Source organism: Ralstonia mannitolilytica (assembly GCF_905397375.1).
Classification (GTDB): Bacteria; Pseudomonadota; Gammaproteobacteria; order Burkholderiales; family Burkholderiaceae; genus Ralstonia; species Ralstonia mannitolilytica.
The window spans coordinates 76,517-89,884 of the sequence record NZ_CAJPVG010000011.1; the positions used below are offsets into that span (position 1 = coordinate 76,517).

Genomic DNA, 13,368 nt, shown 5'->3' on the forward strand with positions numbered 1-13,368 from the left:
GTGCATGCCGTTTGAGCGCAACCAGCCCGCAGCGTATCGCCGACACAATGGAACGGATACGGTGCAACTTAGAACGTGATGGTGGCTGTGACGGTCGATGTGTAGGTGCCGGCCGCCGGCGTGTTCTGAGGCGGGACACGTCCATAGACGGTCAGGGTCTGGGCCGTGCCCGTGCCTGTACCCGTCACGGTATCGGTGCCGACCGTGTTGCCCCAGATCTGGGTACGGGCACTGTCCCGGTAGAGCTGGAAGCCAACGGTTGCGGTGCCGGTGCCGGCGAGCAGCCGGGCGGCAATGGTCGACCCGGTGGTCGTGCCGGCATCCAGTCCGACGTTGTACGGTGCCGTGGCGCTGCAGGTGACGCTCAGGCTGGTGGTCTGGTCCACGTTCGCGGTCAGCACGCCCTGCGTGCCGAAGTTCAGTGCATTGGCACTGATGGCGCAGTCGTTCTGGAGCGTGAGCGAAACCGTGAAGGTGGTGGTTTTGGTTGCCGCGCCCAGGTATCCGGGAGCGGCAAGCAGGCTGGCCAGCACAAGGTAGTGCGGCTTGAGACGGAACGGACGCGCAGTAAGGCCTCGGCGCATGGGTTTCTCCTCCGAGCTGTCACACGGATGAGCCGGAGCCTCATGTGCCCAGGTCTTCATCCAGTCTGCCGCCCCCCGCGGCGCGTGAATCAAGCGTAGCAAAAAGAGAAGCCTACGTCCTAATTAAACTCAGAATTCGATGGTGACGACCTGAGATTGTGCTGAACCGGGCATCTGCACGGAGGCGGCGCTCGGCGCCGGGGCAGGCTCCCCGGTGTAGACCCGACTGGGCACCGGGCGATCGCACATGACGTGAGGCTGACCACTGGTGTCAGAGGCCACGGTGCATTTGTCGACGATTTGAAGGCTCGCAAACACACTCGCCGTCGCTTCGTGGGCAGGGGTGCTTCGGATTCCGAAGGATGCGAGAGCAGTCAGGACTGCAAGAAAGCGCAAGAATTTCACGGCTCAGACGGAAGACATGCAACGCCACCCGGCTAATGCGGGTGTTTCCGTCTATATCGGCAGCGAACGGAAAAGGTGTAACCCGAAAGTGCGTCTCGGTCCGGGGAGGCTGGCCGAATGCCGAGAGCGACGTATCGGCCGTGACGGGCATTCCCGTCACCGACGTGGCGTGGATCAACGCAGCCCTGGCTGCGGGCCGTGTCGAGTCATTGTCGGTCCGACCCTCTGGGCGAATGGCGGACCGTTGCAGTCCGGGCACGCGCACGCGCGCCTTTCCGATGGCGGGCCGGGCGGAGCAGCGTTCCGGCTGCAAGCCTCGGGGGCAGTTTCCACCTCCGCTGCCGGGCCCGCCCACCCGATCACTTCAACCGCGCCTTCAGCTCTTCGCTGGCTTGATGCAGCGCTGCACGCGTCGCCGGCACACCGGCCAGCGCATTGAGCAGGCCGAAGTCGTGAATCATTCCGTTGTAGCGCGTGGCGGTCACATCCACACCCGCCGCGTCGAGCTTGCGTGCATACGCTTCGCCTTCATCGCGCAAGACATCCTTCTCGGCGGTAATCACCAGCGCGGGCGGCAGCCCCTTCAACTGAGCGGGCGTGGCCAGCAGCGGCGATGCGTAGATCTCCTGACGCTGCGCCGGATCGGTCGTGTAGGCATTCCAGAACCACTGCATCATCGGCTTGGTCAGGAAGTGCCCCTGCGCAAATTCGTCGTACGAAGCGTTCTCGAAGTTGGCATTCGTAACCGGCCAGAACAGGACTTGCGTGCGCAGTGCGGGCGTGCCGTGCGCCTTGGCCATCAGGGCCACCACGGCCGCCATGTTGCCGCCCACGCTGTTGCCGGCAATCGCCAGCCGCTTGCCGTCTACGCCGATCTGCGCACCGTTTTCTGCCACCCACTTTGTGGCGGCGTAGATCTGGTTGATCGCCACCGGATACCGCGCCTCGGGCGAGGGCGTGTAGTTGACGAAGACGGCGACGGCGCCGGAGTCGGCCACCAGGTCGCGCACAAAGCGCTCGTGCGTGGGGAAGTCGCCCAGCACCCAGCCCCCGCCGTGAACGAAGATGAAGCCGGGCAACGTGCCTTTCGCGCCGGCCGGGCGCACGATCGTCAGGCTGATCGGCCTGCCATCCACGGTGATGGTTTTCTGGCTGACGTCGGCGGGCGGCAGCGACACCTTTGCCGCGGCTTGCGCGCCCACCAGCACGGCGCGGGCATCGACGGGTGACAGGGTTTCCAGCGGCTGTCCACCGCCGGCGGCCGGTGCGTCGAGGAATGCCTGGGTGGTGCGCTCCACGCCTGGGCTGCCCGCAGCAAGAGCAACGCTCGCTGCCACAGAGAGCAGGGTGCCGGCGGCAAATTTGGTCATGCGGTTCATGGCTGGGCCTCAAATCGTGTGTTGTGCGAAGGGTTGGAAGGGTGCGGAGTTGGGGAACGGCGTACGGGTCAGATCAGGCTCAGGCGTACGTCGATGTTTCCGCGCGTCGCGTTCGAATAGGGGCAGACGATGTGGGCGCGGTCGATGAGCGTTTGCGCTTCGGCCGGGTCCATGCCGGGCAGGCTGATCTTCAGGTCTACTTCAATGCCAAAGCCGTTCGGAATGACGCCGATGCCGACGCTGCCCTGCACGGACACATCTGCCGGCACGCGGATCTTGTCGCGCGCACCCACGAACTTGATCGCGCCGAGGAAACACGCGCTGTAGCCGGCGGCAAACAGCTGCTCGGGGTTTGTGCCTTCGCCGCCGGCACCGCCGAGTTCGGTTGGCGTGGTCAGGCGGACGTCGAGCCGGCCATCGTCGGTGATGGCGCGGCCATCGCGGCCGCCGGTGGCACGAGCATGGGCACGGTAGAGGACGTTTTCGATCGACATGGTGGTTCTCCTGTGAGAGGGGAGGTGGTGCGCGCATCGGCTGTCGAGGCCGCGCCGCATTGCTTACTATTAAATAGCACGCTACTTAATCAGTATAAAAAAACGGACGCGATCAGGCGCCCGTCGGCGATACGTGTGTGCTCAGGCGGCGTTCTTGAAGAGCCGTCCTCGCAGTGCATTCAACTGTGTGCGCAGTTCTTCCAGCTCGCCGGGCGCACACTCCATGGCCGTAGCCATGCATGCCGGCACTTTCTCGGCCCGCTTCTCCAGCGCCTTGCCGGCCGCCGTGAGCGAGATGATCACCCGCCGCTCATCCTCGGCCGAGCGCTGCCGCTCGATCAGCCCCGATGCCTCCAGCCGCTTCAGCAGCGGGGTGAGCGTGGCGGAGTCGAGGAACAGGCGATCGCCAATCTCCGACACCGTCTGGGCATCCTGCTCCCACAGCACCAGCATGACGAGGTACTGCGAATACGTCAGCTCCAGCGCCTTGAGCAGCGGCCGGTACGCCTTGTTGATCCCGATCATGGTCGAGTACAGCGCAAAGCAGAGCTGCTCGTCCAGGGCGAGGTCGCGGCGTGCGGAGGAAGGCTTGCGTGTGTTCATGGAGGGGAATATACATAGTGCACTATTGAATTGCAAGCTAATTTTTCGGGTGTGGGTGCCGCACGCCGTGCGGGAGTGACGCGTCCCCTGAAGGCGTGCGCTCCCCGATGAGGATTGTTGACTTGCCTCGGCGGCGCCCTTCCACAGCCTCCACCGCTGGAAACGCGGGGGGAGGCGCGCCCTCTCCCCGGCCTTCCATGCAGTTCTACCTCGCCTCGGCCATCTGTCCCGGCCGGGGCCGCTCTTTTGTCGGGCGCCATGCCGATGCGGCGGCGGCACGTCGCAGTGCGGGATTGCTGACCTCGATGACAGTCAGTCTTCCCGCGCAAGCCGCGACAAGACGTCAGCAAGCGCCCGAATCTTGGGCTGTGCGGCGCGTTGGGAGGGATAGACAACAAAGTACGACAAGCCGTTTTGCGCCACGTCGATAAAGGGCGTCACCAGTGTCCCGGCCCGCAGGCGGTCTCTCGCCATCCGGGGGTCGCCGATTGCAACGCCATGCCCTTCCGCGGCGGCGGTGAGCGTCAATTCAAGGGTATCGAAAACGAGTCCGCGGCCCGCATCGATGTGCGGTGCCCCAACGCTTTCCAGCCAGCATCGCCACTCCTCATGGCCGTGCCCGGGATGAAGCAATGTGACGTGAGCAAGATCGGCCGCCGCTCCGAGCGATGCGGCCATCTCGCTCGTGCACATCGGTGTGAGTCGCTCGGCGAACAACGGAACGGCCTCCATGCCCGCCCACTGGCCGGTTCCCCGAACGACGACGGCATCAACGTCGGGTGTCGTGAAATCCGGCGTGTCGTCCGCCGAAGTGGAGATGCGGAGTTCTGTTCTCCGCAAGGCGTCATGGATGTCTTCCAGTCGTGGCAGCAACCAACGAATCGCAAAGGTGGATGGCACCCGCAGAGTGACGACGGCCGCCGTCTTGGCGTGGATGTCTGCGTGTTGAACCAGTTGCGTCAGCACGCTGACGGCGACGGTCAGCAGTTCGGTGCCTTCCGCCGTCAGTGTCAATCCCGACGCGTGGCGCAAGAACACTGCGCACCGGTAGTGCGCTTCCAGTTGCTGGATCTGACGGCTCACCGCTCCCTGTGTCCGACACAGATGCTCTGCGGCTTTGCTGATGCTCCCGAGATGCGCCGCGGCGACGAATGACTGGAACGCTGTCAGGGGCGGCAGTGTCCGCGTCAGGTCGGCCAAGGGGTATGCATGGGCTGCATACCCGGGTTGCGGAATTTTCGATTGTTCGGACATCGGTGCATCGATATCTTGCGTGCATCGCACGCGTCTGCACGAGCGCGCGGAGGTGTCAACGAATGACCGGAGAATGAACATGGCCTCATCGTCGGAAGCACTATACACGCGGCAGATTCGCACCTACCTTCGGGAGCTGGAGCGCGGCGATGTCGCGGCGATCTGTGCGTTGTTCGCGCCCGATGCCCAGATCTTCTCGCCGTTTCTCGGGTGGATGCACCCTGCGCCGTTCTTTGCGAAGGTCGATGCGGCATCTGGTGAAAGCAAAATCACGCCGATCGACATCTGCGTGAGCACGACGGGAGCCCGACGCGCGACGGGCTACTTCATCTATGACTGGGGCCTCAAAGATGGAACAGCGGTGCGCTTCGAGTGCGTCGATGTTTTTGAATTTGACGACGATGGGCGCATCGAGCGGATGATCATCGTCTACGACACCCATCCGATTCGCAGTACGGTGGGGGACAAATACGCGTAGCGCAAAGGTGGTGCCTGCGCCGGACGGCAGGCCATGACGAGTCTTGCACGACACCGGGTCCGCATGACCTTGATCCTGCCGCAGGCCGCGGCGGGTCGTCACGGGCTGGACGCTGAGGGAAACGGCGCCGAGGAAGGCGGCCCAATAGCAGGCAGCGGGGATGGCGACGCCGCTCGCCGGTGGCGAGGCGGGTATGATCGCCGGCAGTCGCCAGACTCTCTGGACACGACGCCAACCCGGCAAGGAGAACCGCATGATCAAAGTCAGCGTGATGTACCCGTACACCGAAGGCGCGCGCTTCGACCACTCCTACTACCGCGACCGGCACATGCCGATGGTGAAGGCGAGGCTCGGCAGTGCCTGTGCGTACTACACCGTCGAAAAAGGGCTGGCCGGCGGAGCGCCCGGCACGCCGCCCGCGTTTGTGGCGATGTGTGCGTTGATCTGTGATTCGGCCGAGGCATTCCAGGCTGCCATGAAGGAGCACGGCGCGGAGATCCTGGGCGATATCGCCAACTACACCGACATCGCCCCCGTGCTTCAGATCAGCGAAGTCGTCGTCGAGCGGTCGGATCCTTGAATGCACCGGATCGGGCCCCGCCTACAGATGACCTTTCCCATGACGACGAAGCAGAGGGTGACCACTGCGCTGCTGGGAGCGCTCGCCTGGATCCTCATCGACCAGGCGACGAAGGCCGTATTCAAGCAGATACTGGCGCCCGACGAAGTCGTGCCATTCCTTTCGGGCAGCTTGCTGGTTCTTCCCACCTACAACCACGGCGCTTTCCTCAGCCTCGGGGCGGGAATGTCTGATGCGACCCGCAATATCGTTTTGGTCTATGGCGTGCTGGCCATCCTGGTCGGACTGTTCGGCTGGCTGCTGCGTTCGTCCTCCCTCGGCCGCACCGAAGTCATTGCGATCGCGTGCATCCTGGGTGGAGGGCTCAGCAACCTGTTCGATCGTTGTGTCTACGATGGCCGGGTGTTTGATTTCCTCAACGTGGGCATCGGGCAGTTGCGAACGGGGGTCTTCAACGTCGCGGACATCGGCATCATGCTCGGCGTGGCGCTCATTCTCTTGCGGGGTGCCAAGCGCGGGCCCACGCTGCCCGGGGCCTCTGCGATCTGAGGAGTGAAGGCCCAGGCGAAGCGGATGCGCTGGTGCCTCAGTACACGCGTCCGACCGGCCATTCTGGCCGACAGCAGACACCGTGGAGGACCGACGACATGACAGTCAAGCGAATGGACAACATCCTGATCGTTGTGGAGGACCTGGAGGCGGTGAAGGCCTTCTTCATCGATCTGGGTCTCACGTTTGAGGGCCAGGCCACGGTGGAAGGGCACGCTGTCCGGCGCCTCATCGGGCTGGAGAACGTCCGGGCCACCCTTGCGATGCTGCGGACGCCCGACGGACAGGGCGTTGAACTCGACAAGTTCCATACGCCCGATCCGGTCCGGTTTGGTCCGGTGGACATGCCGGCGAACGCGCTGGGCCTACGTCGCATCATGTTTGCCGTCGACGACATCGATGAGATCGTTGCCCGCATGCAGACCCAGGGCGCCGAACTCATTGGCCGGATGGATTACGAGAACTCCTACCGGCTGGCGTATCTCCGGGGGCCGGAGGGCATCATGGTGGGGCTTGCTGAGCAGGTCGGTAGTTGAGCGGAGCGCAGGGCTCCCCCCGACAAGAGAGAATTGACGCATCCCCGCACGGAATGTGACGTGCAGCGCGTCAGGAAATACCGCAGCCCACGACACCGATATCGGAGTAGAGTGGGGCACGGATACCAGCGGGGCCTGTCGTCGGCCCCAGCAAGAGAAACCTGCCTCGCCTCTGATCGACGCGTCGCCGACGTCCCACCTCGATCCAGCCTTCAACGCTGCCTTTCCGAGCCGGTTTTCCGGCGTGGTCCGCACTCCATCCGCCCGGGGCTTCAGTCCTGCGCCAGCGCACGATGCGCAATCGCCCCGGTCTGCTCGCTTTTCCTATGGGAGATTTGCCATGGACGCCTACCCGACATCCTTCTACAAAGGGTTCGCGATTTACCCCCTGATTTACCCCTTCAACCCGCCGCGCGAGTGGCACGAGAAACGCCCCGACCGCGCGTACAGCGTCTCGGTCGTCATCTGCCTTGAGGGCGAGACGATGGACGATGAACGCTCCCGCGTCTTTCGCCTCAGAGGCGAGCCGTGGGACAACGTGGGCGCCGCCAAGCGTGCAGCTACGCAGGGTGCGGAAGACATCATCGATGGACTGGTGCCGGGCCAGTCCATGGCAGGCGACTAGAGGATTCTGCAGGAGTCCAATCGGAGGCCCGGTCCGGTGGCGTTCTCGAATGCCGCCGTCTGTGCAGTGCGCACACCCCGCACCCCGCAGGCTCGAGTCTTGCGGCGGTGTTGCATCCAACAGGCTGCCCGGGTGAAGCCATGCGAAACGCTCTCCTTGTCTGCGCCGTAGCCGCGCTCTGTTTTTACGGCTGTCATCGCGAGAGCGATACGCAGTCCAACGTCCGCGCGCCGGGGCAGGCGGAATCGCCAAAAACGAAAGTGCTGGAAGCGGGCGCAGTGGCGCTGCAGGACAAGCCGCCCATCGAGGCCATCAACGCCTACCTTGATGGCTTCCATTTCTACAACGGCCGGCAGAACGTCCAGATGGAAGCGCATCACTACTGCGCGATCGTCAACGAGGATGTCACGCAGTGCGTCATCTACGACGGCAACGTCGGGAACGCAAAGTTGATGGGCGTGGAATACATCATCAGCGCAAAGCTGTTCGCCACGCTGCCAGCCGCTGAGAAGGCGCTCTGGCACAGCCATGTCTGGGAAGTGAAATCCGGGCAGCTCGTCGCGCCCGGCATTCCCGAGCCCGCGGAGAGGGCGCTGATGAAGAAGCTGGTGGGCACATATGGCAAGACCTGGCATACGTGGCACACCGACCTCGACAAGTCGTTGCCGCTCGGGGTGCCGCAGTTGATGATGGGCTTCACGGGGGAGGGCCAAGCGAACGCCGCGATGGTTGCCGACCGGGACAAGCGCATGGGAGTCGACAGCGCGGCCAAGCGTAAGGACCGTGCGGACATTCCCGAGCCTCCGGTCGACCCCGATGCCAACGGCTGGCAGCATGGCAACACCTTTCAAATTGCCGATCCGACGGGAAGCCAGCATGCGCATGCGTCCGGTGGCGCCGGCGCCGCATCGAAGGCGCCGGACGTGAACGCCCGCGCGAACGAGAGGCAAGGCCAATAGCCGCTGGCAGGCGGGATGGCGGCGCGGCGCCGATGGCAAGACGGGCAGGATCGCCGGCATCGCCGGGCTCCCCTGGGCAGGACGCCACCCCGGCAAGGAGAACCGCATGATCAAGGTCCGTGATGTACCCGTACACCGAAGGCGCGCGCTTCGATCACGATTACGACCGCGACCACCACATGCCATGCCGCTGGTGAAGGCCCGGCTCGGCAAGGCCCGTGCGTACTACACCGTCGATGAGAGCCTGGCCGGCAGAACGCCCGCCGATCCACCCGCCTTCTTGGCGATGTGCGCGTTCCTTTGCGATTCGGCCGAAGGCTACGAGCCCGCCATCCAGCCGCACCGCGCGGAGATCGTGGCCGACATCGCCAACTACACCGACATCATGCCGCGCGGCCAGTTCAGCGAAGTCGTGGTCGAGCGGCCGGACCGTTGAGCGCGAGTTCCGACAGAGGAGTCATGCGGAATGATCGATCACGCTGTGCTGCCGTACTTCCTGCAGCAGTGGCGCTCGTCGTCGCCATCCCCGGCCCGAACACGATCTGGGTGTCGACGACGAGGGTGAACCAGGGTTTCAAGCTTCCGCCAGCGGCTCGCGCAGCTGTCTGCGCGCCTGGGCGAGGCCGTCAAGCGTGCTGGATGCGTTTCCCAAACTGACCGCCTATGTCGCGCGCGGTGAAGCGCGGCCTGGCCATCAGCGGGCATTTGCGGAGCAGTTGGCTGCGTTCACGAGGCAGGCGCAGGCGGGCCGTCGGCACGCTGATGGCCCCGGGCCGTCTTCACGTCATCCACATATCCACCTGTGGATAAGACCGTGAAGAACGCAAGGGACAACCGTGTTTGCGGCGCGGGGGTGGCCTGTCGAGGGCTGGCGGACAACTTCGGTGAGCTTGCACGAGGCCCGTGCGATGGCCCCCGGTTCATCCACCCCACGGCACACGCTGTCCAATCGGTTGTGCATTTCGCAAGCCCTTGAAGCCAAAGCGCTTTTTGCGGCTATCCACAGAAACGGCGGGCCGTTATCTACTACTACTATTTTTATATACAGAAGAAATAAAGAAGACAGCAAAGCCGCACGTGCAGCTGCGCCGCGGCTTTGCACGCTACATCAGCACGGCGGGCGGGGCGGATGCGCTCATCACCAGATTGCGGCCAGCCGCCTTGGCCTGGTACAGCGCGGCATCGGCGGATTCGACCAGCCCGTCGACCGAGACGCTTGCACCGGGTGCTGCCGTGGCACATCCGGCGCTGACGGTGACATAGCGCGATGGCGCCGCCGCGTCGATCCGCAGGCGCAGCACGGCTTCGCGCGCCCGCTCGGCCAGGGCCTGCGCCTCGTGCGCTGGCGTGTCGGGCAGCACGAGAACGAACTCTTCGCCGCCATAGCGGGCGACGAAGTCGGCGGGGCGGCGGGCCACGCCGGCCAGCGCAGTCGCCACGGCGGCCAGGCAGGCGTCGCCCCTGAGGTGGCCGAAGGCGTCGTTGTAGCGCTTGAAGTGGTCTACATCCACCATCACGAGCGAGAGCGGCTGGTGGCTGCGCTGGGCCGTGCCGATCAGCATGCCGATCTGTTCGTTGAAATAGCTGCGGTTGTAGACGCCGGTCAGCGCATCGTGCATGGAGACATGCTGCAGTGACACATGCGCTTCGAACAGGCGCCGGTACAGCGCCGTGACCTCCCACACCAGCACGCAGACGAGCACACCGGGTGCCAGCATGCTGAACAGGCGCGCGACGTACCAGCCGACGGTAAAGCGGTCGGCGCTGAGCAGGTTGAGGGTGGTGTCGGTCAGGCACGCCAGCGCGGCAATGGCCAGCCAGACGTCCAGCACGGCCCGCAGGCGGCCGCTGGCCACCACGACCAGCACGGCGATGGCGTTGATCGCCCACAGGACGAGGGCCACGGGGTTGTCTGCGTTGCTCGCGCGCAGCGGCGGGGGCAGGTTCGTGAGCAGCGCCAGGCCGCTCAGCACGGCGCCCACTGCCACGGGGCCGCCGATCAGCAGCCATGCCCACCGGGTGACCCGCTCCGCCGACACCGCATCGCGGGAAAGCCGCTCGCGCACGAGCACGGCGGTGATCACGAACAGCGGAAAACCGCCGTGCCAGAAGACCCACATCCACACCGCGCTGGTAGGCCGGGCGCCAAACAGCCCCGTCGGTGAGAACACGCCCGGAAACATCAGCAGTTGCAGCGCCACGGCCACCGCCGTGAAGGCATAGGCGCCGCCCAGCGCGGCCAGCATCGGCTGCCGCGTGACGGTGAACTGTGCGCCAAGAAGAAAAGCGGCGATGCCGGCGGTGGTGAAGACCGTCAGCGCGCACATCGGCATGAAGGGGGCAATGGCCGGCCATTGCCAGTCGGCGCGGGGTGCGGCCACCGCCAGTGCCAGCAGGATCAGCAGTGCGATGGCACCGGCAAAGCTGGCTTGCCGGCGGGTTGCCCGCTGGATCAGGAAACTCTCCATCCCACCCCCGGTTGGTGTTGTGTGTCCGCTCGGCCGGCGCCCGCGGTCTGTTCCGGCGGGTTGGGCGGCGGGCTGCTGCCTGTGTGCCTCCATCATAGGCACGCGCCGGGGGGGCGGAAAGCCCAGGCAGCAACACCAGAGTGGGCGAGCAGCCGCCATGCCGTGGCCGAATGGCCGGCCCGGCGTTGGTGCGTCCCGCCAATGAACGGGCCGGTTGGAAGGCATTTGAAGGGTACGTCCCGTACCGTGTTCGCCCAACCACGCTGTCGAATCACGCCCGTGCGCGGGCCGTGTTGTATGGAATCGCTCAATCACACGCTGTTTCTCTGGATCAACGCTGCGGCCGATCCGTCTCCTACCACCGTCTGGCTGGCCATGGCCTTTGCCGAATACGCGATCTGGCTGGCGCCGCTTGCCCTCGTGGCGGGCTGGCTGTGGGGTCAGCCCGCTACGCGCCGGCAGGCATTCCAGACCGGCATAGCTGCCGCGGTGGCGTTGCTGATCAACGCGGGCTTCGGCCTGCTGTGGTATCACCCCCGGCCTTTTGCCATTGGGCTGGGCACCAACCTGCTGCCCCACGTGGCGGATTCGTCCTTCCCGAGCGACCACCTGACGGCGCTGTGGACGGTGGCCTTCAGCCTGATGTGGAATGCACGCCTGCGCCGTGTGGGCGTGCTCCTGGCGTTGCTGGGTCTGCCGATGGCGTGGGCGCGCATCTACCTGGGTGTGCACTATCCGTTCGACATGCTGGGCGCTGGGGCCGTTTCCGCCTTCAGCGCGTGGCTGTGCAGCGGCCGCGTCGCACACACGCTCTCGGAGCCGCTGCACCGCCTGGGGCTGGCGGTGCACGGCGTGGTGCTCGCTCCGTGCGTACGGCGCGGGTGGGTGCGCAAGTAGGGCCGCTAGCCGTGCCGCCGCCACGCGCGCCAGAAGAAGACGAGCGCCAGCACCGTCGCCGCGACGTTGTAGAGCATCGCCAAGGCAAAGGCGTGGCCGTAGCGCGCAACATGAGCCGCGTGGGCGGCTGCGTCGGCGGTCTCGCTGCCATCGGCGCCCAGCAGCGAGAACAGCAGCACGCCCACCACCGTCACGCCCACCGCGTTGCCGACGGCTTGCATGGTCGTGACCGTGCCCGCGCCCATGCCGGCTTGCGCGGTTTCCACGGTGCTCAGGATCGTGTTGAGCGACAACGGAATCACCATGCCCTGTCCAAAGCCGCTGACGACGAGGGGCACGAGCAGCCACGCGTTGGCCGAACCGGTCTGCGCCATAGTGGCGAGCACCACGATGCCCACGGCAAAGAGCGCCATCCCGAGCAAGAGCGCGCGCTGCCCGATGCGTTCGGCCAGGCGGGGCGCAGTCAGCGAGCCGGCAAAGAATGCGATGGCCGCCGGCGTGAAGACCAGCCCGGCAGCCAGCGCCGTCAGGCCGCGCCCGAACTGCAGCAGGATCGTCAGGGCCAGGAAGTAGGAGCTGATCGCCGTGTAGAACAGGAAGATCGCCAGCACGCCGAGCACGAAGCTGCGGTTGCGGAAGAGCGCCATCTCGATGATAGGCACGCGGCCCGAGGCCGTCAGCGCCTCTTCCACGCGCACAAAGTGCCGGAACACCAGCAGCGACGCCAACGGCACGGCCCACGACCACCTCGGCCAGCCGGACTCGCGGCCCTGCATGATCGGCACCAGCAGCATCGCCAGCCCCAGCGCGCCAACCAGCGCGCCATGCACATCGAGCCGCGCCGCCACCGGGGCGCGCGATTCGGCAACGAAGGCGCGCGCCGCCAGCAACGCCGCGATGCCGATCGGCACGTTGACGAGGAACACCGCGCGCCAGCCGGCCACATCGCCCAGCGGATGCGCGATCAGCCAGCCGCCGATGATCTGCGAGACCGACGCAGCCACGCCCTGCACGGCGCCCATGGTGCCGAACGCGCGCCGCCGCGCATCGCCGTCGAACAGCACGCGCAGCGACGCCATGACCTGCGGCATCAGGATGGCCGCCCCCAGGCCCTGGCCGACGCGCATGGCGATCAGCATCCACGGGCCCGTCGCCAGCCCGCACAGTGCCGAGGCAACCGTGAACAGCGCCATGCCCGCCATGAACATGCGCTTGCGCCCGAACAGGTCGCCCAGGCGCGCGCCGTTGAGCAGGAACACCGCATACGCGGCGCTGTAGCCGACCATCACGAGCTGGATCTCGGCAAAGCTGGCATGCAGCCCGTCGCGGATGTCCGGAATGGCCACGTTGACGATGAACAGGTCGAGAATGGTGACGAAGTTGCCGGTCAGCAGGGCGGCCAGGGCGGGCCACTGCCGCTTTGGCCGGGCGCCGGCGAGGGTGCCGGCCGAAAGGGAGTCCATTGACATGCGGGGATCTCGGTTATTAATATACGGTCGTACGTATACTAAGTTGCGGACGGCTTCCGTCAAGTGCCAATCGCTTGACCCCACGCAT

At 65.6% G+C, this 13,368-nt stretch carries 14 protein-coding genes and 1 pseudogene; 8 read left to right on the forward strand and 7 right to left on the reverse strand.

Features of this window, described 5'->3' with window-relative positions; all coding sequences use genetic code 11:
* Nucleotides 1-68: 68 nt before the first annotated feature.
* From KHN96_RS18495 to KHN96_RS18515, 5 genes are all read right to left on the reverse strand, one after another.
* Nucleotides 69-584 (reverse strand): Csu type fimbrial protein, encoded by a 516-nt coding sequence (locus tag KHN96_RS18495; protein ID WP_045785168.1) that lies wholly within the window; start codon nucleotides 582-584, stop codon nucleotides 69-71.
* A gap of 764 nt (nucleotides 585-1,348) precedes the next feature.
* Complete coding sequence (locus KHN96_RS18500; RefSeq protein WP_062737709.1) at nucleotides 1,349-2,368, reverse strand: alpha/beta hydrolase; 1,020 nt, start codon at nucleotides 2,366-2,368, stop codon at nucleotides 1,349-1,351.
* Nucleotides 2,369-2,436: 68 nt separating this feature from the next.
* Nucleotides 2,437-2,862: an organic hydroperoxide resistance protein gene (locus KHN96_RS18505; protein WP_027680493.1), complete on the reverse strand. Its 426-nt coding sequence runs from the start codon at nucleotides 2,860-2,862 to the stop codon at nucleotides 2,437-2,439.
* 141 nt (nucleotides 2,863-3,003) lie between these two features.
* On the reverse strand, nucleotides 3,004-3,465 hold the full coding sequence (locus KHN96_RS18510) for a MarR family winged helix-turn-helix transcriptional regulator (RefSeq protein ID WP_045785166.1): 462 nt from the start codon (nucleotides 3,463-3,465) through the stop codon (nucleotides 3,004-3,006).
* Nucleotides 3,466-3,777: 312 nt separating this feature from the next.
* Nucleotides 3,778-4,719 (reverse strand): LysR substrate-binding domain-containing protein, encoded by a 942-nt coding sequence (locus tag KHN96_RS18515; protein WP_062737710.1) that lies wholly within the window; start codon nucleotides 4,717-4,719, stop codon nucleotides 3,778-3,780.
* Nucleotides 4,720-4,798: 79 nt separating this feature from the next.
* Between KHN96_RS18515 and KHN96_RS18520 the strand changes: the two genes are divergently transcribed.
* From KHN96_RS18520 to KHN96_RS18550, 7 genes and pseudogenes are all read left to right on the forward strand, one after another.
* The gene (locus KHN96_RS18520) at nucleotides 4,799-5,197 is read left to right on the forward strand and encodes a nuclear transport factor 2 family protein (RefSeq protein WP_180964247.1); all 399 of its coding nucleotides are present in this window, start codon (nucleotides 4,799-4,801) and stop codon (nucleotides 5,195-5,197) included.
* A gap of 253 nt (nucleotides 5,198-5,450) precedes the next feature.
* The gene (locus KHN96_RS18525; RefSeq protein WP_062737712.1) at nucleotides 5,451-5,777 is read left to right on the forward strand and encodes an EthD family reductase; all 327 of its coding nucleotides are present in this window, start codon (nucleotides 5,451-5,453) and stop codon (nucleotides 5,775-5,777) included.
* A 39-nt stretch (nucleotides 5,778-5,816) separates the two neighbouring features.
* Nucleotides 5,817-6,326, forward strand: coding sequence for a signal peptidase II (gene lspA, locus KHN96_RS18530; protein WP_062737751.1), 510 nt, complete (start codon nucleotides 5,817-5,819; stop codon nucleotides 6,324-6,326).
* Nucleotides 6,327-6,424: 98 nt separating this feature from the next.
* Nucleotides 6,425-6,862 (forward strand): VOC family protein, encoded by a 438-nt coding sequence (locus KHN96_RS18535; protein ID WP_062737713.1) that lies wholly within the window; start codon nucleotides 6,425-6,427, stop codon nucleotides 6,860-6,862.
* Between the two features lie 340 nt (nucleotides 6,863-7,202).
* Nucleotides 7,203-7,487 (forward strand): hypothetical protein, encoded by a 285-nt coding sequence (locus KHN96_RS18540; RefSeq protein ID WP_045785161.1) that lies wholly within the window; start codon nucleotides 7,203-7,205, stop codon nucleotides 7,485-7,487.
* 140 nt (nucleotides 7,488-7,627) lie between these two features.
* Nucleotides 7,628-8,446: an OBAP family protein gene (locus KHN96_RS18545; RefSeq protein WP_045785160.1), complete on the forward strand. Its 819-nt coding sequence runs from the start codon at nucleotides 7,628-7,630 to the stop codon at nucleotides 8,444-8,446.
* 122 nt (nucleotides 8,447-8,568) lie between these two features.
* A pseudogene (locus KHN96_RS18550) lies at nucleotides 8,569-8,882 on the forward strand (EthD family reductase).
* Between the two features lie 667 nt (nucleotides 8,883-9,549).
* Here KHN96_RS18550 and KHN96_RS18555 read toward each other — a convergent pair.
* Entirely contained in the window at nucleotides 9,550-10,914 is a 1,365-nt protein-coding gene (locus tag KHN96_RS18555) for a GGDEF domain-containing protein (RefSeq protein WP_062737714.1), read from the reverse strand.
* Nucleotides 10,915-11,211: 297 nt separating this feature from the next.
* Here KHN96_RS18555 and KHN96_RS18560 point away from each other — a divergent pair, with 297 nt between their 5' ends.
* Nucleotides 11,212-11,811, forward strand: coding sequence for an undecaprenyl-diphosphatase (locus tag KHN96_RS18560; RefSeq protein WP_045785159.1), 600 nt, complete (start codon nucleotides 11,212-11,214; stop codon nucleotides 11,809-11,811).
* Between the two features lie 5 nt (nucleotides 11,812-11,816).
* Here KHN96_RS18560 and KHN96_RS18565 read toward each other — a convergent pair whose 3' ends face one another.
* Nucleotides 11,817-13,280, reverse strand: coding sequence for an MFS transporter (locus KHN96_RS18565; RefSeq protein ID WP_082062835.1), 1,464 nt, complete (start codon nucleotides 13,278-13,280; stop codon nucleotides 11,817-11,819).
* Between the last annotated feature and the right edge of the window lie 88 nt (nucleotides 13,281-13,368).